Annotated in this window: 23 protein-coding genes, 1 pseudogene and 1 riboswitch; of the genes and pseudogenes, 1 reads left to right on the plus strand and 23 read right to left on the minus strand. The window is 40.1% G+C overall.

Annotation, left to right across the window (positions count from 1 at the left end; translation table 11 throughout):
- Positions 1-9 precede the first annotated feature (9 nt).
- The 4 genes from HNQ82_RS05695 to thiM all read right to left on the minus strand — a co-directional run bounded on the left by HNQ82_RS05695 (position 10) and on the right by thiM (position 3,541).
- Entirely contained in the window at positions 10-1,146 is a 1,137-nt protein-coding gene (locus HNQ82_RS05695; protein ID WP_183247916.1) for a fused response regulator/phosphatase, read from the minus strand.
- A 96-nt stretch (positions 1,147-1,242) separates the two neighbouring features.
- Positions 1,243-2,004, minus strand: coding sequence for an enoyl-CoA hydratase (locus HNQ82_RS05700; protein ID WP_183247918.1), 762 nt, complete (start codon positions 2,002-2,004; stop codon positions 1,243-1,245).
- Positions 2,005-2,091: 87 nt separating this feature from the next.
- Positions 2,092-2,745 carry a thiamine phosphate synthase gene (thiE, locus tag HNQ82_RS05705; RefSeq protein WP_183247920.1) on the minus strand — a complete coding sequence of 218 codons (654 nt, stop codon included), beginning with the start codon at positions 2,743-2,745 and terminating at the stop codon, positions 2,092-2,094.
- 1 nt (position 2,746) lies between these two features.
- Positions 2,747-3,541: a hydroxyethylthiazole kinase gene (gene thiM / locus HNQ82_RS05710; RefSeq protein WP_183247922.1), complete on the minus strand. Its 795-nt coding sequence runs from the start codon at positions 3,539-3,541 to the stop codon at positions 2,747-2,749.
- A gap of 55 nt (positions 3,542-3,596) precedes the next feature.
- Positions 3,597-3,712, minus strand: a riboswitch (TPP riboswitch).
- A gap of 163 nt (positions 3,713-3,875) precedes the next feature.
- Between thiM and hcp the strand changes: the two genes are divergently transcribed.
- On the plus strand, positions 3,876-5,165 hold the full coding sequence (gene hcp, locus HNQ82_RS05715) for a hydroxylamine reductase (protein WP_183247924.1): 1,290 nt from the start codon (positions 3,876-3,878) through the stop codon (positions 5,163-5,165).
- A 30-nt stretch (positions 5,166-5,195) separates the two neighbouring features.
- Here hcp and HNQ82_RS14555 read toward each other — a convergent pair whose 3' ends face one another.
- From HNQ82_RS14555 to HNQ82_RS05810, 19 genes and pseudogenes are all read right to left on the minus strand, one after another.
- Positions 5,196-5,723: a thermonuclease family protein gene (locus HNQ82_RS14555; protein ID WP_183247926.1), complete on the minus strand. Its 528-nt coding sequence runs from the start codon at positions 5,721-5,723 to the stop codon at positions 5,196-5,198.
- Positions 5,720-6,346: a histidine phosphatase family protein gene (locus HNQ82_RS05725; protein ID WP_183247928.1), complete on the minus strand. Its 627-nt coding sequence runs from the start codon at positions 6,344-6,346 to the stop codon at positions 5,720-5,722. The genes HNQ82_RS14555 and HNQ82_RS05725 overlap by 4 nt, the downstream gene beginning before the upstream one ends.
- Before the next feature lie 53 nt (positions 6,347-6,399).
- Positions 6,400-7,101: an ABC transporter ATP-binding protein gene (locus tag HNQ82_RS05730; protein WP_183247930.1), complete on the minus strand. Its 702-nt coding sequence runs from the start codon at positions 7,099-7,101 to the stop codon at positions 6,400-6,402.
- Positions 7,094-7,903 carry an ABC transporter permease gene (locus HNQ82_RS05735; protein ID WP_183247932.1) on the minus strand — a complete coding sequence of 270 codons (810 nt, stop codon included), beginning with the start codon at positions 7,901-7,903 and terminating at the stop codon, positions 7,094-7,096. The genes HNQ82_RS05730 and HNQ82_RS05735 overlap by 8 nt, the downstream gene beginning before the upstream one ends.
- Positions 7,900-8,349 (minus strand): nitrous oxide reductase accessory protein NosL, encoded by a 450-nt coding sequence (locus HNQ82_RS05740; protein WP_183247934.1) that lies wholly within the window; start codon positions 8,347-8,349, stop codon positions 7,900-7,902. The genes HNQ82_RS05735 and HNQ82_RS05740 overlap by 4 nt, the downstream gene beginning before the upstream one ends.
- A complete protein-coding gene (locus tag HNQ82_RS05745) occupies positions 8,333-9,664 on the minus strand; it encodes a right-handed parallel beta-helix repeat-containing protein (RefSeq protein WP_183247936.1) in 1,332 nt (443 codons plus the stop codon). Before HNQ82_RS05745 ends, HNQ82_RS05740 begins: the two co-directional genes overlap by 17 nt.
- 99 nt (positions 9,665-9,763) lie before the next feature.
- A complete protein-coding gene (locus HNQ82_RS05750; RefSeq protein ID WP_183247938.1) occupies positions 9,764-11,692 on the minus strand; it encodes a putative bifunctional diguanylate cyclase/phosphodiesterase in 1,929 nt (642 codons plus the stop codon).
- 108 nt (positions 11,693-11,800) lie between these two features.
- The gene (locus HNQ82_RS05755; RefSeq protein WP_183247940.1) at positions 11,801-13,864 is read right to left on the minus strand and encodes a heavy metal translocating P-type ATPase; all 2,064 of its coding nucleotides are present in this window, start codon (positions 13,862-13,864) and stop codon (positions 11,801-11,803) included.
- An 11-nt stretch (positions 13,865-13,875) separates the two neighbouring features.
- A complete protein-coding gene (locus HNQ82_RS05760) occupies positions 13,876-14,181 on the minus strand; it encodes an ArsR/SmtB family transcription factor (RefSeq protein WP_032101824.1) in 306 nt (101 codons plus the stop codon).
- 86 nt (positions 14,182-14,267) lie between these two features.
- Positions 14,268-14,987, minus strand: a complete 720-nt coding sequence (locus HNQ82_RS05765) for an exonuclease domain-containing protein (protein WP_183242396.1) — start codon at positions 14,985-14,987, stop codon at positions 14,268-14,270.
- 3 nt (positions 14,988-14,990) lie between these two features.
- Positions 14,991-16,019: a DUF294 nucleotidyltransferase-like domain-containing protein gene (locus HNQ82_RS05770; protein ID WP_183247942.1), complete on the minus strand. Its 1,029-nt coding sequence runs from the start codon at positions 16,017-16,019 to the stop codon at positions 14,991-14,993.
- 13 nt (positions 16,020-16,032) lie between these two features.
- On the minus strand, positions 16,033-17,346 hold the full coding sequence (locus HNQ82_RS05775; protein WP_183247944.1) for an ammonium transporter: 1,314 nt from the start codon (positions 17,344-17,346) through the stop codon (positions 16,033-16,035).
- 155 nt (positions 17,347-17,501) lie between these two features.
- Positions 17,502-18,464: pseudogene (locus tag HNQ82_RS05780) on the minus strand (hypothetical protein); the annotation flags it as partial.
- 56 nt (positions 18,465-18,520) lie between these two features.
- Positions 18,521-18,793, minus strand: a complete 273-nt coding sequence (locus HNQ82_RS05785) for a hypothetical protein (protein ID WP_246348914.1) — start codon at positions 18,791-18,793, stop codon at positions 18,521-18,523.
- 61 nt (positions 18,794-18,854) lie between these two features.
- Complete coding sequence (locus tag HNQ82_RS05790) at positions 18,855-19,559, minus strand: N-acetylmuramoyl-L-alanine amidase (RefSeq protein WP_183247946.1); 705 nt, start codon at positions 19,557-19,559, stop codon at positions 18,855-18,857.
- Entirely contained in the window at positions 19,556-19,813 is a 258-nt protein-coding gene (locus HNQ82_RS05795; RefSeq protein ID WP_183247948.1) for a phage holin family protein, read from the minus strand. Before HNQ82_RS05795 ends, HNQ82_RS05790 begins: the two co-directional genes overlap by 4 nt.
- Positions 19,813-20,010: a hemolysin XhlA family protein gene (locus HNQ82_RS05800; RefSeq protein WP_183247950.1), complete on the minus strand. Its 198-nt coding sequence runs from the start codon at positions 20,008-20,010 to the stop codon at positions 19,813-19,815. Before HNQ82_RS05800 ends, HNQ82_RS05795 begins: the two co-directional genes overlap by 1 nt.
- 265 nt (positions 20,011-20,275) lie before the next feature.
- Positions 20,276-21,925, minus strand: coding sequence for an SGNH/GDSL hydrolase family protein (locus HNQ82_RS05805; RefSeq protein ID WP_183247952.1), 1,650 nt, complete (start codon positions 21,923-21,925; stop codon positions 20,276-20,278).
- 66 nt (positions 21,926-21,991) lie between these two features.
- The gene (locus tag HNQ82_RS05810; protein WP_183247954.1) at positions 21,992-22,948 is read right to left on the minus strand and encodes a putative phage tail protein; all 957 of its coding nucleotides are present in this window, start codon (positions 22,946-22,948) and stop codon (positions 21,992-21,994) included.
- Positions 22,949-22,962 lie beyond the last annotated feature (14 nt).

Raw genomic sequence — 22,962 nt, forward strand, 5'->3', positions numbered from 1 at the left:
AAAGATCGCTTATTTGATGTGAATGGAAACGAACGTAATATCGTCATTTCCTTTATCATATTGTGCTTTTTCATTTATTTTTTGTACCATCTCATCAAATGTATGAGCCGTTTGCATCATATCGGTAAGCTGTTCTGCACATTCTTCACCTAACACTTCGATTAATCCGTCTGTATAAATCATAAGATAAGTGTCATGTTGAAACGAAACCGTCCCTTTTTTATAAGGGGCATTTGATACAATGCCAATTGGAATGCCCCCTTCTTTAAGAAGCATTGTTTTTCGGTTAGTCATCAATATGGCTTGAGGGTGACCTGCGTTTACATACTCAATGACTTTCTTTTTTACATCAATCGTTCCATAAAAAGCTGTAAAATAATACTTCGTCTCTTTCCCGAACAATTGAAACGCATGGCGATTTAACTCATCTACAACAAGAAGCGGGTCTGTCACTTTCGTCATTAATCCATGTAATAAAGAACGAATCGACATGGCAACAAGCGCAGATGCAACACCGTGCCCCATGACATCAATCACAATAAAAGCATACATATGTGAACGAACTTGTTGCCAAAAATATAAATCACCAGATAGCTGTGAAGAAGGAATATATGTTCCGACAAAATGAATATGTTCATTATTCATCGGTTCAGGAAGTAAACCTTCTTGAACGAGTCGAGCTAAGTGTAAGTCTTCATTCATCTTTTTTTGCATCGTCCACATATGCCGATAACTTTCTGTATACGCTTCATTCGTTCGTTTCAGTTGATCCATCGTTTCTTTTTGGCGATACGCCAATTGAACACGCGAAACGAGTTCGACCATTGTAAACGGCTTGCGAATGTAATCAAATGCCCCCGCTGCAAACGCTTCCACTAACTTTTGTTCATCATCGTAACCTGTAACCATTAATACAGGGACATGATGTAATTGCTCATGTTGCTTCAATCGCCGACACCATTCAATACCGTCTGTTCCAGGCATACAAATATCCATTAAAATGACATCGACATGTTGAGATAAAATATATGCATATGCCTCATCCGCATCTTCAAACGGATGAATGGAAATGCCTTTAATATGTTCGAGCATCGCCTCTATCATTTCTAATGTCGGCACGTAATCGTCAATAATCACTACTTTCATCTTCAGCCGCCCTTTTCAGCATATTTTCCTATACTTCATTTATACACACCGTTCATTCGAAAAGGCTAGTATAAAGATGAAAGTTTTGCAAATTTTTTATTTCCCGATAAAATGTGGACGACGCTTTTCTAAAAAGGCGCGAATACCTTCTTCGTGGTCTTTTGTTTTACGCATTTCTGCTTGATACGTCGTCTCCATTTGTAACGTGTTTAATAACTGTTCTTCGCTTAAATAAGCATACAACTGCTTTGTTGCGATCATCGCACGAATCGGTTTTGCTAGCCACTCCGTTACTTTCTGTTGAATCGCCTGCTCATCACCGATTTCATCAATCAGTCCCACTTCATATGCCTCTTGTGCACTCATTACTTTTCCTTCCCATATGATTTGCTTCGATTTGACATCACCAATTTTTCGTTTTAAAAAGAAATGCCCCCCACCATCTGGAACTAAGCCAATACCGATAAAATTCATTGCAACGCGCGCTTGTTCGTTTGCGATCACATAGTCACAAGCAAGCGCTAAACTAAATCCTAACCCTGCAGCTGCACCGTGCACGTAACTGATCGTTAGTTTCGGCAATTGATGTAACGTTATTGCAATTTGTTTAATCGTTTCCATCACTTCTATGAATGAATGTTCATTCGTTGACTGCAACATCGTTTTAATGTCTCCCCCTGCACTAAATCCTTTTCCACGCCCACGAATGACGACAATATCCGCCTCGCTTTTTTCCACTTCTTTTAACGCTTGTAACAACTCCGCTAACATTTTCTCGTTTAAAGCGTTCAGCGCATCTGGACGATTCAACTCAATTGTTGCAACTCGATCTTCATATGACAATACGATATGTTCCATCTTTCCCATCTCCTTCTTTCGTATGTTCGCTGTTTTTTTCGACATATGTGAGTAAAATCCTGCACAAAAAAATAGAAAAAGACGACATTACCTGTCGCCTTCTTGTTTTGTACGCATGACAATCTCATATAGTCGTTTTGTTTGTTCACAAATATGCTCAGCACGGCAAATGGCAGAAATGACGGCAATTCCATCTGCCCCCGCTTTGATGACTTGTTCCGCTGTTTGTTCTGTAATCCCACCAATCGCAACGAGTGGAACATGTTTTTCGTGCGCACGAATATGTTCAATCATCGTCAGTCCACATGCTTGCTTTGCATCGTCTTTTGAAACGGTTGGGAAAATGGGACCTAGTCCGACATAATCGGCGTGAGCAGCAAGCGCTTTTTTTACTTCAGTCAAGTTATGAACGGATACCCCTAAATATTTATTCCCTATGCGATCGCGAACGCGTTCAGCCGCTTCGTCCTCTTGTCCGACATGAATACCGTCTGCCTGTAAGGCAAGCGCTAAATCAACATCATCATTTACAATAAAAGGAATGTTGTGAGCAAGACATCGCTCAAACAATTTCTCAGCTAAACGATATTTTGCAACTCCTGTAAGTGCCCCTTTTCCTTTTTCCCGAAACTGAAACATCGTAATGCCGCCTTCAATCGCTTCATCCAGCACAGCAAGCGGATCTTTCATACAATCGACGCTTCCCATCACAAAGTATAAAGATAGTTTTTGTTTCATCATTTTATTCCCCTCGAATGCGTGCGTATTCATTCACTTCTTCTGCGCTCGTTTCGTATAAAGCATTAAGAAATGCAAGCTGAAAAGAACCAGGCGCTTTGGCATGTTTCGCCGCTTTTTCAGCTGCTACACCGTAATAAGCAAGCGCAGCGACAGATGACATCACCACATTTTCTCCTACACTAGCAAATGCACCTAACACCGAGCTTAATAAACAGCCTGTTCCTGTCACTTTCGTTAACATGGCATCACCGTTTGAGACGATCATTACTTTTTCACCATCTGTCACCACATCATCTTTCCCAGTCACAACAACTGTACAACGAAACATACGCGCTGCTTTTTTCGCTACATGCACGAGATCCCCTTGCACATCCCCTGCATCGACTCCTTTTGTGCGTGCTTGTTCTCCAGTAATACTTGCAATTTCGGATGCATTTCCACGTAAAATCGAAATGTTCACTTCGTGTAATATACGTTTTGCTGTTTCGGTGCGATACACTGTCGCACCTGCCCCAACAGGATCGAAAACAACGGGAACATTTGCTTCGTTTGCCGCTTTTCCGGCAATAACCATCGCTTCTACGTCTGTTTCGTTTAATGTACCAATGTTTAATACAAGAGCACGTGCTAAACGAACCATATCCTCTACTTCTTCTTTTGCATAAGCCATAACAGGAGATGCACCTAGAGCAAGTAAACCATTCGCAACAAAATTAGTCACCACGACATTTGTCATATTGTGTACAAGTGGTGATTCCTCTCTCACACGTGTTAACCATTGTCCTACATTCATCATTCATTCCCCCTTAAAAAATAAAAACTAGTCGGACAGAATCGACTAGTTTGCACACTCAAAACATAGCCTACTTCCCTCCGCTGGTACAAGCCAGATCAGGTTCAAAGGGTTGGAAAACTGATTACGCGTTTTCCTCTCAGCCATCGCCATCCGGCACCCCTAGTAGTTTGATTGATTCAATTTTCTTTCATTTTAATACATTCTTTTTCATGATTCAATATGGAATATTGTCAAATGTTGTTCACATTTTTATATAAAAGTGTGATATGCATCACTTACGACATACGTATTTTCCCCTATTGTTAAAGTGTTAATAAGAAAAGGAGGGGTTATGATGTTTTGTCATCAATGCGAACAAACGCCAACAGGGGGATGCACAGTCGTCGGTGTTTGCGGAAAAGATGAAACGATTGCAAGCTTACAAGATACGATTGTATTTGCGCTAAAAGGAATTGCTGCATATCGCACGCATGCTCATCAACTCGGATATACAGATCCATTTGTTGATACAACAACGCATGAAGCGTTGTATATGACACTAACAAACTCCAACTTTAACGTGCAAGAACATTTAGATATGGCGATGAAAGTCGGAAAAGCTGCTATTCGTGTCATGGAACTGCTCGATCGGGCACATACAGAACGCCTTGGCATTCCTCAACCTGTTCGCGTAACACAAAATAAAATTGAAGGAAAATGTATTCTCGTTACAGGACATAACTTATTTGCACTTGAACAGTTATTGAAACAAACAGAAGGCAAAGGAATTAACATTTACACGCATTCCGAAATGTTGCCTGCGCACGGCTATCCGCAATTGAAAAAATATAAACATTTAAAAGGAAACGTCGGAAAAGCATGGTACGACCAACGTCGTTTATTTGAAAAATTCCCTGGCGCCATTTTAGCGACAACAAACTGTGTGATGCCGATTAAAGGCTCGTATGCTGATCGCATGTTTTCATACGATGTAGCCGGATTAGAACATGTACAAAAAATCGAGAATGATGATTTCACACCGTTGATTGAGAAAGCGTTACAACTTCCAGAAGCAAATATCGAATCAGATGAAACATTAGTTACTGGTTTCCATCACGAAACAGTCATTCAAATTGCACCAGAAATTATTCAAGCTGTAAAGGAAGGAAAAATTCAACGCTTTTTCGTCATCGCAGGCTGTGACGCGCCTGGAAAAGGCGGTGAATATTATCGTTCATTAGCCACGTCTTTACCGAAAAACACAGTTATTTTAACGACATCTTGCGGAAAATTCCGCTTCAACGATGTAGATTATGGTGTCGTTCCTGGCACAAACATTCCGCGATATATTGACTTAGGACAATGCAATAACTCGATTTCGACTGTCAAAATTGCGATGGCACTTGCAGAAGCGTTTGACTGTGAGGTAAATGAACTACCTGTCAGCATCGTTCTTTCATGGTTTGAACAAAAAGCGGTTGCCATTTTACTCGGATTGTTTAGTTTAGGCATTCAAGACATTCGGATTGGACCAAAAGCACCACACTTTATTTCTGAAGGTGTGTTGCGCGTATTGCAAGATATGTTTGGCCTCAAACTCATCGGCAATGTGGAAGAAGATATGCAAGCGATGTTAGCACATTAAAAGGGCTGTTTCATTCAGCCCTTTTTATATTTATGAAGCTTTATCAAGCCATACGCTCATATCAAATCCTTTTTCTGTTACGTAGCCGTCAACACTCCATATTCGTTTTTTCGCTTTTTTTGCTTGCTCTTGTGCTTCATACAATTGTTTAGCGTATTTTGTATCAGGGTCAAACATATAAGCAACACGAGCAAGTCCTTCTTTTACAATTTTTTCTTGATACAATGTTTGATCCTCCATCCATATGTAAGCAAGCAATCGACCATAACGGTCATATGGCTTCTCTTTTGCACTTAACTCGATCGTCACTTTTTTATGAAGAAGGACATCTTTTGCAAATTGCTTCGCTTCTTCACCGTATGCTTGTTTTTCCCGATACGTTTCTGGCGTGTCGATATTTAATAGACGAACCGTTACTAATTCGCCATCTTTTCGTATTTTCACTGTATCACCATCGATAACATGCTCCACTGTCGTAACAAACGTCGTTCCGTTATTTTGTTGGGCACAACCAGCAATAAAGAAAATTGCAATGAAAAAAATAACCCATTTTCTCACAAATGTGTCAGCTCACTTTCAAGATGTGAAATGTCCGACTCACACTCCACTCCCCACTGTTTGTCGTTAAAAGAAGCGATCGTTACGCTCGTGCCATATACGCGGCTATTTTTCCATAACTCTGCCATTGTTTGTTGTTTCCAATATACAAGAAGTGTGCGAATGACCACGCCATGTGTAACAACAAGAATATGACCATTCGAATGATTTTCAGCTATATGATGGATCGCAGCTACAGCCCGATGTTGTACATCAAAAAATGTCTCTCCAACACTCGGCTTGTATGCGTCTGGCTCATGATAAAAATGATAATGATTTCGTTCGTCCATCTGAGCAATTTCTGCAATTGTTTTTCCTTCCCAATGTCCTAAATGAATTTCACGTAATCGCTCATCAAAATAAAGAGGTACGTCACGTTGGCCTAAAACAATTTGTGCCGTTTCTTTTGTCCGATCGCTCGGACTACAATATACAGCAGTAAACGGAATCGTTCGCAACCGATCATGTAAAAGTGTCGCGTGTTTTCTTCCTGCTTCAGTTAAAGGCGAGTCTTTCCACCCTTGCATTCGCTGTTGTGCATTCCACTCTGTTTCTGCATGACGAATGACATACAATTTTAACATCTTACATTCCCCCTTATACAAACGAAAAAAGCAAGCTATATTCGCTTACTTTTTCAGTATGCCATATGTTGTGAAATTTGCGCAAAAAATATAGACTCTAATGACTTTCCGTCTTGACAAAGTGTAGAAACCGAATCGTATATGAGCATTTGTCCTTGATGAATAAACGCGACAGTATCTGCAATTTCTTCGACCATTGACAACATATGCGTGGAAAAAATGATCGCTCTTCCTTTTTCTTTTTCAGAACGAATAAGCTGTTTAAATTCCCATATCCAATACGGATCTAAACCGTTTGTCGGTTCATCTAAAATGAGTAAAGGAGCGTCCGCTAAAAGCGCTTGCGCAAATGAAAGCCGCTGTTGCATTCCTTTTGAATACGTCTTCACTTGTTTATGTTGATCGTTTTCCAATCCAACGAGTGCTAAACATTGTTTAATGCGCTCCTCATTAGCCCCTTGCCATCGTCCAAATAGAGATAACACTTCGTAACCTGTAAACAAGGGAGGGAATTGCAAATGATCAGGCATAAACGAAAACCATTGTTTGTCGTTGTTTTGAATCGGTTGTCCGTTTATATATATGTCCCCTTTTGTTGGAGAGAGCTGTCCGATTAACATTTTAATAATCGTGCTTTTTCCTGCGCCGTTACCACCGCATAGTGCTAAACATTGTCCCTTCTGAACAGAAAAAGAAATGTTTTCCACTTTATTTTGCTCGTTATATATTTTCGTCAATTGTCTCACTTCAAGCATGTTGTTTCCCTCGTTTCAACCATACGTTCACTAAAAACAATGGAACAATTACCCATACACATGATATTACAATAAATGTAAAATGTCCACTTGCACTTTCTACCCATTTTGACCATTCATATAGTTGTGGTCCAAATATTGCGCTACTTTTCAAAGCGGCTACAGTCCAAATGCGCATGAGTTCAACCGGATTAAATATAATGGATACGGTAAATAAGAAAATGGTCCATTGCTTTGGAACGATTGATAACAAAAATAATACGATAAATTCATAAAATAAAACGAAAAACGCCCAAATAAATAAACTGACACCGAGAGCTTGTAAACGATTAGAGGAAACAAGTCCAACGAATAAAGCAATTGCTAAAAAAATACTCGTTAATACAATGGTTAGTACAAACGAAAGAAAAACAAACGCCGACCACGTCCCTCCTGTTGCAAAAAGAGCGACGCTTGCACTTCCATACCCGAGTGCAACTACTGTCCATAATGATATACAACTTCCCACATATAAACCAACTGTTAAAGAACGAGTAGAGACTGGATATGTTAATATAAGTGATAACCGACCGTCTTCTTTTTCCCCTGCAATAAACAAACTACCTGCTAATAGAGCAACGAGCGGAACAAGTAAAAGGGACAAATTTAATAAAGCTGCTGTCGAACGTGTGAATACTCCTGCTGCCTCGTGTCCGCTACTGGCGATCACAGTTGATGATAGAACAGCAAACAAAACGGCAAAAGTGATGAGCCATTTGCTACGAATCATCATCATCCATTGGTACTTTATCGCTGTATTCATCGTTCAAATCCCCACCGATGTTTTTTTAGTTGCTCATACGTCCATAACTCCCCTTTTCCTTCTTGTTCCATGTACTCTTTGGCATGTTTTTCGTTTGCAAATGAAACGACCCCATAATTCATCGGCGTCCAATAATTTGGATTGTATACGTAAACAGCTTGCTCAAGTTCAATCCACTTCCCGTTTGTTACATCACGAACGTATTTCTTTGCCATGTCCTCATCGTTTTGTTCATTCATCCACTCAATCATGCACCCAATATCATCAAACTTATGCACCGTTCCATCTTTTAAAACGATTTCTGTAGCATATGGCTCTGCTGTTATACTCATATTACAAATTACACACACATCAATATCCGGGTTAATTTCTTCTGGCTCATACGTTTTCGTTCCACCACATGCGGTGAGAAAACATACAAAGAAAAGGCTAGCAATTTTTTTCATATGTCATTCTCCTTCCATATCTAATCATAAACAAACTGCTTATAAATAAAACGCTTCCAAACAATAGTAGCTTCCACGATCTTTCCTTTGTTTCTTTTTTATCTTGATCGATTTTCATCGTCGGAAAATGATCTTCCCCTTGCGCCTGCGCATGCGTAAAAAATGACTCTGTTGTATCAAGAAGTGCTAACGCCGGACTTTGAAAATAAAATTGCACGCTTGGCCATTTCCGCAACAGTCGACTATACATGGAACGAATGCGATGTGGGGTATCACCAATTCCATCATCGTTGAAATCATAAAACCGATAAGTATCCCAATAATTCCCTCTATGTCCATCATCGAATGCAATAGGTGTACCTTGAATAAGTGCGTCTTCCATATTTCCCAAAAATTTATTTTTAAAAACAATTGTGTCGGGGTTTTCATACAAACTATGCAATGCACGATAGTTACCGATAAACTCATTGTCTTTTATATGACAATGACGTGCGTTTTGTAACGATAAAGCTGTGCTATTATAAAGTAATGTATTGTTGTGCATTACGACATATTCGCTATCGTAAATGAGTGCTCCATACCCACGATAGTCTAATTGTCTAACAATCGTATTATGTCCGATATTAAACTGCTTTGACATCATCATCATGATTCCATTAATATTTTCTTTCAGCACATTTTCTTTTGCCGCTCCACCTTCAGAGTACATAAAATGGAGCGCATAGCGGGCATCTGTTACTTTATTTTTTTCCATCACGGTCTGCTTAGCCCAGTCTAAATAAATGCCATCTTGCACACGTGAAATATGATTTTCGCGCACAACAGCGTGGCTTGTCTTCAATAGGTGAATACCGTTTCCTCGTTGAGCAAAGTGAATATCTCGTCCACGAATAGCATTGTTTAAGAGATTGATATGTGTTCCTTTTTCTACATAAACACCGTAATGCACCTGTTCAATACGTACGTGTTTTAACGTGACATGTGAACTTTCTTGAATGAGCACACCAGCCCCTTTTCCATACGCGCTGTTACGAACCGTTAACCCTTCGACATGGACCCGAGGGGCACGAATTGTAACAACATATTCGCTTCCTCCTCCATCAACTACCGCTCCAGGTTCGGCAACAAGATGAAGGGGCTTGCGGATGATAATTGGGCCTTTGTATATCCCTTTTTTCACGATTAGCACGTCGCCAGCATGCGCCTCATCAATAGCTTGTTGCAACTGTTTATGTACTTCAATCTTTTCACCATATACCGTTTCTGTAAACAAAAGTATAACGATCGATATAATCAAAAAAAATAAGCTACGCATGTTCGTTCAGTCCTCATGTTCATCTTTTATACTATCCACATTAATGTAAATTTGTGAAGAAAAAAGAAAATATATGTGAACAAAACGTGAAAAGAGACGCTAATGAAGCGCCTCTTTCGATTGATTATGTTGTTCGAGCCATTGCAATAACTTTTCTGCTTCTAGCGACTGACTAAAGTAAAACCCTTGGGCGAAATCACAATCCATTTTTTGTAATAAAGATACTTGTTCGTCACGCTCCACCCCTTCGGCAAGTACTTGTAAATCTAAGCTTTTTGCTAAGTGGATAATTGTATCGACGATCGTTGCATCTTTCGAATTATCTGTGATGTCACGAATAAACGAGCGATCGATTTTCAATAATGAAACAGGCAAATTGCGAATATAAGCAAGCGATGAAAAGCCAGTACCAAAATCGTCAATCGCAACTTGAATGCCGATCTGTTTTAACTCTGTTAAAATATGTTTTCCTGTTTCAATATTTTCCATTAAACCACTTTCCGTTATTTCTAAAATTAAATAGTTCGGTGGAAACTGTGTTTCTTGCAAAATATTTTTCACATGCGTCACAAATTCTTTTCGATTTAGTAAAAATGGTGATAAGTTCACTGCGAGTTTTAATGTCGGAAAATGAGCTTTCCATTGTTTTACTTGTCGACACGCCTCTTTTAACACCCATGTTGTAATTTCAAAAATGAATCCGTTTTTCTCAGCAATAGGAATAAACTCTAATGGTGAGATCGCGCCGAGCGTCGGATGTGTCCAACGCATGAGCGCCTCAACTCCCATAATTGCTTTGTTATCTAGTGACACTTTCGGTTGATAACATAAATAAAACTGATTGTTCAATAACGCGAGGGGCAACTCTTGTTCAATCATCGTTTTTCGATTTTGCTGTGGATGATAAAAATGATACCCTTTCCCTCTTTCCTTCGCATAGCAAAGCGCTTGGTCAGCTTGTTTCAACAACGTGTCTAAATCCGTACCGTCTTGCGGAAAGAACGTCAATCCAATAGAAAGACCTGATTGGATGACATGCTTTTTATATCGAAACGGCTCTACAAACGATTGAAGCAAATGCTCCATGCGCGCAACAATCGTCTCTTTATTCACATCATGTAACACGATAACAAACTCATCGCCACCGATGCGAGCAAAAAAGTCTTCCTGTTGCAAATGTTTCTGGATGCGACGAACAGATTCTTGCAAAAAGAAGTCCCCTGCTTGATACGAAAAACGATCGTTAATCCACTTAATTTTGTCAAAATCAATGTAACATAAGGCAAATGGTTTCTTTTGTTGAATCATATGTTGCACATACGTTTCAAAATAAAAACGGTTAGGAATATCTGTTAACGAATCGAAATTTTTCAATTTTGCAAGTGCTTCCTCGCAACATTTCCATTTCGTAATATCTTTTGCCACAACAATCACGTGTTCAATTTCATTTCTTTCATTTAGTAATGGTTGAGCATGCATATAAATCCATATAAAGTGCCCTTCACGTGTTCGCCAACGACATTCAATCGTTGTTTCTTTTTCTTTTGTCGCATAAATCGTATGTAACTTTTCCATCAGAAGCGGTATATCATCATGATGCACATAGGAAAATAATTCTTGGCTACACATTTCTTTTTCGTACTTAAGTACGTATTGTGCAGTTGGTGAAACGTACGTAATCTCGCCTTCCGCGGATAAAATAAACGTAAATTCGGATGCAAGTGAAGCCATCGAAGACGTGAGACGCATATCAATAAACGGTTCGTATTGATATGTCACAACAATTGCTCGCAACAGCCCCTCTTTGTCATATAGAGCTGTCGCTTGTACATACACATCTTTTTGTTCATCTTTTTCTTTTACAATTGCGTACGAATACTTCCGACCATTTTTCGCTTGGTGAATAAACTTTTCTAACAGCTCGTGATCCATAGCACGATGATAAAAATGACGAAAAAAACGTTCATCCGCTCCTAAAATTTTTCCATTCGGAGCAATAACAGCGATTGCTTGCATAATTGTATTCATCCTCTTTGTCGTTAAAATTCTATCTTCATTTTCACTAAAAACGATGAAAAAATCAACAACGTTTCGAATATTTCTGAATAGTATCCTTTTTTAGGAAAGCACACAACCTTAGATCGTGCGCTTTTCCCATAAAATGAATAAGCTAAGTATGCTAACGAAAATCGTTGCCCCCATATCCGATAAAATGGCGAGCCATAATGTTAACCAACCTGGAATAGTGAATAGTAGCGCTGTTGCTTTTAACGAAAGAGCAATCGCGATGTTTAAACGAATGGTACGATTTACTCGCCGAGCAACTACGATAGCCTCCGGCAATTTTCCTAGATGATCTTGCATGAGCACAATATCAGCTGTTTCGATCGCACTATCTGTCCCTTTCCCCATAGCGATGCCAAGATGCGCATGAGCAAGCGCAGGGGCATCATTCATTCCGTCTCCTACCATCGCTACCGTATCATTTTTCATTAACTCTTTTATTTTTTCTACTTTTTGTTCCGGAAGAAGTTGCGCGAATGTATGTGTCACTCCAACTTGTTTAGCAACTTGTTCGGCCGTTTTTTCGTGATCTCCTGTCAACATGACTGTGCGCCGGATACCCATACGATGTAGTTGTTGAATGACCTTTTTGCTCTCTTCCCGTATTTCATCAGCGATGCCGAATAAACCAAGTATACGTTGTTCATCTGCTACAAAAACAATCGTACGTCCTTCACATTTTAACTTTTCCGCATCTTTTTGAATTTGTTCGGTGAACAGTTGATGATCAAACATTCTTTCATTTCCGATACAATACCATTTTCCATCGACTTTTCCTTCCATACCACTCCCTGTTCGCGTTGCCATTTGCTCTGGTTGTTTATATGCTATGTGATGTTGTTTCGCTTTTTGGACAATGGCTTGCGCAAGTGGATGGGAAGATACACTTTCTAACGATGCAGCGGTGTAAAGCAGTTTATTTTCATCGATGTATGCAATAACATCTGTTACGTGCGGCTTTCCTTTTGTAATCGTTCCTGTTTTATCAAAAGCAATCGTACGTACACGTCCAAGTGTTTCTAAATGAACGCCGCCTTTCACTAACACCCCTTTTCTCGCGTTTCGCGTCATACCCGCTAACAAAGCAATCGGTGAAGATAAAATAAGTGCACAAGGACACCCAACAATTAGAACGGCTAACCCTTGATATAATGCATCATGCCAAGATGCTTCAAACCATAACGGTGGAACGAGCATGACGAATAACGAAACGATCATAATGAAAGGAGTATAATATTTCGCAAAACGATGAATGAATAATTCAAGCGGTGTTTTTGTCTCTTGCGCTTCTTGCACGAGATGTAAAATTTTTGACAAAGAGCTGTCTTTATATTGTTTTGTAATTTGAACATGTAACATCCCCTCGTTATTCACACTTCCGCCGTACACGCTCATCCCTTTTTCTTTTTCAATAGGCATTGCTTCGCCGGTGATCGCAGCCTCATTGACGGAGCTTTTTCCTTCAATAACAACACCATCCGATGGAATTTTTTCACCAGGGCGAACAAGCACTACATCGCCAACTTGTAACGACTCAATGGGAACGACATGCGTTTGTCCGTTCGATATAAGAAGCGCTTCTTTTGGTGCTTGTTTTAGTAGCATGTCTAGCGAGCGACGCGCTCGTTCCATACCTAGCCCCTCTAAATATTCGTTTACGCCAAATAAAATAGCAACGACAGCCGCTTCTTTCCACTCACCGATTCCAAACGCCCCGATCAAAGCAATCGTCATTAACGTATCCATATTGAAACGAAAACGAATAATATTATTCAATCCTTTAACAAATGTTTTATATCCGCTGAGTGCTATCGCAGCCATATAAATAACAACGCTCGCACCATCTATGTCCAAACGCTCAAGCACGAGCGCCGTCAAAAAAAGAAAAATAGATGCACCTACAAAATAGAGAAGCAGATTTCGTTTTTTTGGCGCCTGCTCATCATCTGCTATATATGCCCCGTCTGTCGCCAAAATCGCACGTACTTTTTCTAAATCAATGCGTTCATGCACACGCAATTTTCCGCTATTGTAGCTTAACGTTGCTCCTTCACCATATGGAAGCGACTGAATTTGCTCTTCTAATGCTCGTGCACAATTCGCACACGTTAATCCTTTGACTTGATATTCTTTCACTTTATTCCCCCCTAATGATCGCGCGCATGACGAATTGTTTGTTCGAGAATGTGCAACACATGTTCATCATCATGCGAATAATATAACGTCGTTCCTTCTCTCCGATATTTAACAAGACGTAAATTTTTTAAAAATCGGAGCTGGTGAGATACGGTCGATTGTAAAAGTGATAAACGATTCGCAATCTCTGTTACTGAAAACTCACCAGATGAAAGTAAATGTAAAATACGAATACGCGTCGGATCACTTAACGCTTTAAACGTTTGCGAGACGATAAAAAGCGTTTCTTCATCTAACTGCTCGTATTGCTGTCCCATGCACTCCCCCTCTTTCAATATATGAATATATGTTCATATAAGTTAATGAAATTGTATAATTTTTCGTAAAAAAAGTCAACATTCGTTTACGAACGTTGACTAAGTAACGCATATAAGTCATGCAACGTATCAATTTGCAACCGTTGCAACTCCGTAAAAACTCGCTTCCAAATTTCAAATAAACTCATGACATCCCCTTTGGCTGTATGACGGTCAATCGGGGAGAGTTGATAAAATGAAAGAGCATCATCGAGCGTTGGAAATGAATCGTGATATATGCATTCCATAATTTTTCTCATTTCTATTGCTGTTTGTTGTAAAACTGTACGATAGTTGCGTGATAAAAATTCATTTAAAAATGCGACATCATGCTGAATATGATAGCCGAGTAAAATGCTGTGGTTCAAAAAAGAAAGGATATGATGAATCTCCTCTTCTAGTAACGGAGCGCATGCGACATCGTCATTTGTTATCCCCGTAAGCGCAACAATATGTTCTGGAATACGGCGTTTTGGTCGGAATTCGGAACAATATAAATCAAGCGATTCGCCCTTTTTTGTTTTTAAAGCAGCAAGCGAGAAAATTTCATCTCCTCTTTGCGGAGAAAAACCTGTCGTCTCTGTATCTAATAAAATAAACATCACGTCAGAAAGTGGCGTTTCAAGTGAATACGTATGTTTCTTTGCTTCTTTCATCATTTTTCGAATCCACGCCTCTTGTTGAAAAGTTGGGCCGACCGCTGTTGCTTGATCATATCGAAGACCAAGCGATAATATGCGACTGATCCATTGAAACGGTCGCTCCATCCATCACACCCACTTCCTTGCATAACGTTGCACTTTCTTGACTACTGTCAACGCTCTTTTTAATCGTTGTTTTTCTTCTTTCGACAAATGACGAATAATCAAACTGTTCCCTTCTAACGAACAACGTAAACGAAAATATAAAAACGTTTGAATCGCTTCTTTTATCCGTTCGAATAACCGTTGTGAACAACCGTTTTTAGCGTGCCAACGTGTTAATCGCTCAAATGTTGAATGCGCATCAATAAATTGTTTTTGAACAGCAACCCATTTTAACATATGATTGAGCGGGACATATCCTCCTTGTTTTATATCAATCATTCCGCTTTTTTCTCCCCAACGTTCTACGTATACGCGACCAAAAGGACCGATGGGAACAAAAGGAATACGAACACTGTCAATCATTCGGTTACGCAAAGAAAAAGTTGTTGCAATTTTTTTATACAACGTTTCTTTCAGTTGGATAACTAATGAATACTCGCCATAAATCGGACGCATATCAACCAACATAGACAAATAACGAATATCATCTATATGCTCATTTTGCACATATTTGTCGATTTGCTCCCCCCAATCGTTTGCCTCCTTCAGCCATCTTTTATTTGTCGCCATCACATGTCCTGTACAATACGGATAGCCGATTTCGTTTAAAAAAAGAACCCCCATGCGTGCATACTCACGCATATATACATAACAATCTTCTTTTTCACTGCACAAACATGAAAAAATCACTCCGTTATCTTGATCTGTCCAAATGGTCGGCTCCTTCCTTCCACTACTCCCCATCACAAACCAACAAAAAGAAGAAGGTTTTTTGCCAATTCCTTTTCGATCAACTTCTCGTTCAGCTAACAACAATGCTTGTTTCATGAGTGTATCATGGTACATACAAAGCGCATCGTATACTTCAAATATACGGGAAAAAGAAATTGAAAAAGAAGAGAGGAGAAAAGCAACTTCATGGTGAAGTTGCTTAAGTTCTGACATATCGTTACATTGTTCCGCCCGAACGATGATTGTTTCAAAACCATTCATGACATCACCATCTTCATGACGAACGAGATGAAACGACTGTTGTCGTTTGTTGATAAGCTGGATCTAAGTGTTCTGGATATCCGTACGAACCATGCTCACTAATATCAAGTCCAGAAATTTCTTGTTCAGGCGTCACTCGTAATCCGATCACCTTTTTTAAAGTATATAAAACAACAAACGAAACAATCGCTACATACATTGCTGCACCTAACACACCGATCGTTTGAACGATAAGCTGATCAACCCCTCCTCCATAAAACAATCCTGGTTTTCCAATTCCAGTAATATCTACTAAACGCGGCGAAGCGAAAAAGCCTGTTGAAATCGTACCAACAATACCTGCTATACCATGAACAGAAAATGCATAAATTGGATCGTCAATGCCTTTTCGTTCAAAATATACAGACGTCCAAAATGTAAATGATCCGGCAACGGCACCAATGACTGCTGCTGCCCACGGTTCGACAAATGCGCATGCCGCTGTAATGGCAACAAGTGCGGCTAATACGCCGTTAACCATCGCTGGAATGTCCGCTTTCCCAACGAGCCATTTTGCTGTCAAAATAGAAGCAATCGCTCCAGCAGCTGCTGCAATATTTGTCGTTAACGCTACATAACCGAAAAATCCATCTGCTGTCCCCATCGTACTTCCTGCATTAAATCCGAACCATCCAACCCATAACACGAAACCACCAATGACTGTATATACTTGATTATGTCCAGGGATGTAATTGGGTGTCCCGTCTTTATTGAATTTACCAATTCTTGGTCCTAATAACATCGTTGCAATGAGCGCCGCAATTGCACCTTGTAAATGAACAACTGTCGAACCTGCGAAATCTTGCATTCCCATTTCTCCAAGCCAACCACCTCCCCATACCCAATGACCGATGACTGGGTAAATAGCAATCGTAAAAATCGTTCCGAAAATAAAGTAAACCGATAGTTTTGCACGCTCAGCGAATCCCCCCCATGCAATCGCTAAAGAGACACCGACAAAAGCAAGTTGGAATAAAAATTTCAGTTCAAGTGGCACACTTGCCCACGAAAGCGAAGAAAACGTCTCCTCTCCTTCTTTTAAAAACCATCCTTCTGTTCCAATAAATCCATTTCCTTTTCCAAATGTAATAGCAAAACCTGCAGCCCAAAATGCAAGCGAAGCGATCGCAAAACTTAATATTTGCTTCCCTGCGACATGTCCAGCATTTTTCATTCGCGTTGAACCTGCTTCTAACAAAGCGAATCCGACTTGCATTCCAATGACTAAAATTGCCCCTAACATAACCCAAAGTGAATCAAGTGCAAAACTCAACTGTGCCTCATTCATTCTCATCTCTCCCTTATGTTATTTTTTATAACATTAATGGTTATAATATATTACATAAACAAAAAGAAATGCAACAGTTTTTCGAAAATTTTTTATTTTTATGTTATATTTTATAACACAAAAAAAGAGTGCCTCCATAGAGACACTCTCTCGAATTAAATAAGAAACATGGCGACAATTGTCGTGACAATTAGTCCTGTAACAACTGGCACAACATTTCGTCTCGCTAACTCAAATGGGCTAACACCACAAATCGCAGCTGCTGGAATGAGCGCCCAAGGTACTAACGTTCCTCCCCCAACCCAAATGGCAGCAATTTGACCGAGTGCTGTTAACGTGGCTAGGCCTGTGCCAATGGCGGTTGCAAACAAATTCGCAATAGAACCGACGAGCGAAATACCCGAAAAGCCTGAACCGTCCAATCCAGTAATTGCCCCTACTCCCGCTAACGTAACTGCTCCTACTTCTTTGCTTAATGGAACAACACTAGATAGAGCAACACCTAAATCATTGACAATGCCATGCGACTGTTTTGGTAAAAACTCTCCAATAATCGCTTGGAATCCCGAATCTCCTAAATAGAAGAACGCCGCAATCGGAATGACCGGACCGAACACTTTAAAACCGAATTGGAATCCTTGAATGAATAAGTCTGTAATTTGTTCTAAGCTGTTCTTTTTGTATGCAACTAATGATAAAAGAGATAAAATAAAAATCGCTGTTCCTCCAATTAATGCGGTTGCATCTCCGCCTTGCAATTGAAAATAATACATAGCTACAACGTCTAACCCAAATAAGATCGGAATAAGAAATGCAAATATCACTTTCATCCGTTTTGTTAATAAGTGAGACTGTACTTCATTTGCCTCGATCGAAACCGCCTCACCTTGCGGAATGTTGCCTTTTTTCATGTCGCGACGCAACAAGAAAAATGCGGTTGTAACAGTGACGATCCCCATAACAAAGACGAGCGGAATGCTTGCTGAGATGACTTCAGACACAGGAATACCAGCTGCATCTGCTGTTAATTTCGGAGCCCCTTGAATAATAAAATCACCTGATAGCGCAATGCCATGGCCGAATAAATTCATCGCCATCGCTACACCGAAAGACAACAAAAGAAACAATAAAAACAAGGTGGCATGATCCACCTTTGAACAATATAAAAATGTTATCAAAGAAAACGAAACCGCTTTGTGAATCCCTTCTCTAACGAGAGGGGATTTTCACATACAATCATTCTCGTCCTCTTCATTGAAAAAAACGGATATTTCAGGAGCATTTTCTGGAATGAACCTTCATCTTTGATTGGGAGCTTGCGCTGCGGAGATTTGTAGTAGCATTTCTGGTGGATGACGGTGTTGATGATGTCGAGGAACACCTTTTCGCCCAGCTGAACCGGCTCCGAACAAATGGGACACCGCAATCTTCCCACAATTTCAAACATGGTATCACCTCCCAATAATCAATTCCACAAAAATAAAAAAAGCCCTGCCAAACGGCAGGGACTACACAATAATTGCTGGGTATCCTTTCTTTTTCAACTCCGCCGCAAGCCGTTCCGCGTTTTTTCTGTCACTGAATGACCCAACTTGCACGCGGTAGAGTTTTTGGTTAGACGCTTTTTGTTGCGGCTTTTGTTGTGTCTGTGGTTGTGGTTTTGCTTTTTGCGGCAATCCTAAAAATTTAGCAACACCTCGTGCGTGCGCTTCTCCTACGGCTTTGAGAAACGCTTCATTTTTCAATAGCTTAGCATCGTTGCTGTCGATGAACAAGTTTTCGGTCAACACGGCAGGCATTTTTGTTTCTCGAAGTACTGCATAGTTCGCTCGCTTCTTTCCACGGTCTGTGATGTTTTCAAATTGTTGTATCGCTGATAGAATCTCGCCGTGCAACACATTTTGCAACGCGACTGACTGTGGCGATGCATTAGGATGTACATAGATTTCAAAGCCCGTGCCCTTACCAGCGTTAATATGCACGCTGATAAATACGTCCGCGCCCCATTTATTAGCCATGTCGGCACGTTGGGACAACGTCAGTGTTTGATCACCTGCGCGTGTCGTTCGTTGTTCAAAACCCGTGTAATTCGCTTCGAGGTAATCCATTGCGTATTCAACAATTCGGTGTGTCAAATCTTTCTCTTTCAGCCCATTCGCTACTGCCCCTGGGTCACTTCCGCCGTGTCCTTTATCCCACTTGATTTTTTTCATTTACGTTCCTCTCCTTTTTCAAGTGCATATTTGATGGCTGCTACAGAACCGATTCCGTAAAGTGCATATTTGATGCCTGCAATTAAAACCTCAAAAGAAAAAGTGTTGTTCTCGAAAACAGAGAAAACAACGCCGAGTACAACTGCAACAATCGGGATATAGCGATTAGGAATGTTTGTTGCTTCACGAATTGCATAAAGCAAGACCGCCAACGCCACATACGCTGTAAATTCAATCGAAAGGATACTTTCCATTACCGCATTCCCCCTTGAAACATGAAAGTTAATAAAGCTCCTACAATACCACCAACAATTAAACGTAAAATCCAAGTTGTGTTGTTTTTGATGGCCGAAATATCTTCACGCATATCTTTGATGTTTGACTCTGCGACTGCTAAGCGTGTTTTTACATCCACCATGTCTGCCTCCAATTTTTGAATGCGTTGTTCCATCCACTCACAACCTTTCCGGAAAGAATACAAAAAGACAGTGAACTACCTCACTGTCTGCATTAACATTATTTAAGTAGACGTTCCTAATAGTAACTAATCACCTCCCTCACAACGGATGTTTTGAAGAACGCTGGATCCATACCGAATATATCCGCTATGTCGTCTTCGCTACGGTCTGCTAGATAAGAAGCTGTGGTTGAAATATCAGAATGATTAGCAAGCGATTTTAACTTTTCAATCTTTGTCATATATTTTCAGTATCAGATTATAAATACATTTTTCTAATATCTGTAATAGTAAATTCACTACTTGATTTCGCCCCTGCGGGAACTCTTACTTGTGCAAGTCCCCAACATGCTTGCGGCACATTTGGGGCAGTTGGGTTGGCTGATGGCGTTCCTGTAATAATGTCGATTTTCCCAACCTCGTTAACATAAACTAAATCAATTCGCGGATTCGTTGGGTTTGCTGCGGAAATCGGCATTACATGATAACTTTGAGATACTGGGATCGTGCCGTTGGTTGCTTCTTTGATTGTCACTTCCCGACCATTTGCGAAAACTGCTCCTACATATACTCGAATATTCATAAAACTATCTGGCGCAACGTTCAATCCCCATAAAACACGTCTGCCTAGTAATCGTTCTAATGCTGAAATCTGTATGCTATCTTCCGCGAAAACATCGAAACCTGTAACGTATAAATAATGCCCGGGCACCCCAACTCGATTAACGAAAGCAACTTTCACTGTGTGGAATCCATAACTTAAATTATCTGCCAAGGTGAACGCACCTTGATGATAGGTCACGTTCGCTCTTGGTGATTGGTTAATTATTTTCGGTGTTCCTCCGTCTACTGTAACCTCAATATACATACCCGGATCATGTTGAAGCGAAAACGGCATGATAAATCTTGCGCCTTTACCGAAGAAAGATAATTCAAATTCTACTCGGTTATTACCTTCCGTGTTTGGCATCCATACTCTTGAGTAGTGGTATTGTTCAGGATTGTTCGTATTTGAAAAGGTGTCTAAAGAGCTGCCAGACGGTAAAGTAGCTTTTACAAGTGGATGGTTTACATCGTAGAATTCCACACGATAATCACGACTTGCTGATGTCGAGATGTTAGGCTTGATATTATCTACAATTAATTGAGCAATCAGTTCATTCATCAGTTTTGATTGATGAAAATTATCCGTGTGGAGTAGTTGCGACCATGCATATTGCCTTGTTTCAACTAACCATTTCATATATGAGTATCGAGGAATAGTAGCAATTCCTAATCGCGCACCTATTTCAGCCATACCCAACATATATTTTTGATAGGAAGCCGTTTCACCTGTACCCGGATAATATTGACTGTCCATCAAAGCTAAATCAATATCACGGGATAATACATATTGCGCTCCTGTTTCTAAGAAGGTCATGTATACATCATAGTTTGAACCGTTGATCGCTTCGACTGTTCCTGTTTGCCAAATAACTAAATCCGGGTTAAGTGCAAAAACATCACTAGAAAAACGGTCTAACATTTGTACAATTGTTTGACCACCAATTCCTTTGTTGTGTACCGTTATGGTGCTGTTTGGAAATGCTGCTTGCAGTTTAGATTGTAATTGACCGGGATACGTCTCCGATTGAGTATTTACCCCATAGCCAACACCTTCTGTCGATGATGAACCAATACAAACTATTGTTACAGGTTGCGCGGAACGTAATTTTTTTATTGTTCTTCGGAACGATTCATCTGTAATAAGATGAGGATGTATCGTTTTGTTTAAAATTCCAATTTTATCGTTAACCTTACTAAACTGATCATCAATTTTATCAAAATTTTCATTGACTTCGATACGTTTGAAATAGTCCGTTTCCGCCCATTTGTTTAGACCGATATTGGGTGTCTGATATGTCGCCATTTATACCGCTCTCCTTTCTCGAAATTAAAAAGTGTCGAGCCCAAAAACTCAACGCCATGTCGTATTTTATTCGACTGTTGGTTTATTCCGATTTATATCCGAATCTATGGAAACGAATTGGAACAATTCTATTTCTGAAAACGGGATTACATCAATTTCGCCCCATGTATAAACCGGCGGAGCCGGCCACGCCTCTTCCATTTCACCCCAAGTGTATTTTTCGTCGAGTTCTCCCCAGTAGAAATATGCATCTTCATATTCTTTCCATGGTGTATAACTGAAATTCAACTGAAAATCAGTATGTGACGGAAAATACTTGTCCAATTTTTCGATAATCCCCTCAACATCTCTCGGCTTTCCTCGGATTTCGGTTATCAAAATATTTATCAGCAAATCATCAAATCGCTCTGTGATCTCACATTCATACCCCACTAACTCCTTAATCCGGTCATTGCGAAATGTCTGGCTTACGAGGATGTCCATAATCCTCTTTCTACGTTTTTCAATCGGATCACCGTTTGACTTTGGATCCCAGTAGTTCAATCCCCATGTTGCCTCATTGACAACAAATTGACGAAAAATATCCTGAATAATCGCTTGAAGTCTAGTGAATTCAGGAGCTAGTGCCTGTCGAAGAGCTTTCATTTGTTTGATTCCTTCATAATACGTGGGCACATATGATGCAAGGTCTTTATATATGTCCCGATCGCAATAGTAAAACTCTAGCTCCGATTCTCCTCGCATTTGAGCCTTAATTCCTTTAAATTTCCACGTTTCCGCATTGATAATGACTCGTCCGATCCCCTGTGCGGAGAGACGGATAAGCGATCGTTTGATAAATTCTCGTGTTGTGACAGTTCCACTTGAAGTTATGTTTGCCTTTGTCTGAAAAATTCTAGAGAACGACCTAGTAGTCACATTACCGACTCCTAGAATGCTCGTTCCAGTCCGTTTTACGGTTATAACTTTAGCTTGGATCGTCCCTCTTCCCGTTACGTTTGACTGAATGTTGTATAAAGACATGTCTCACACTCCTA

Source organism: Anoxybacillus tengchongensis, assembly GCF_014201585.1.
Taxonomy (GTDB): Bacteria; Bacillota; Bacilli; order Bacillales; family Anoxybacillaceae; genus Anoxybacillus; species Anoxybacillus tengchongensis.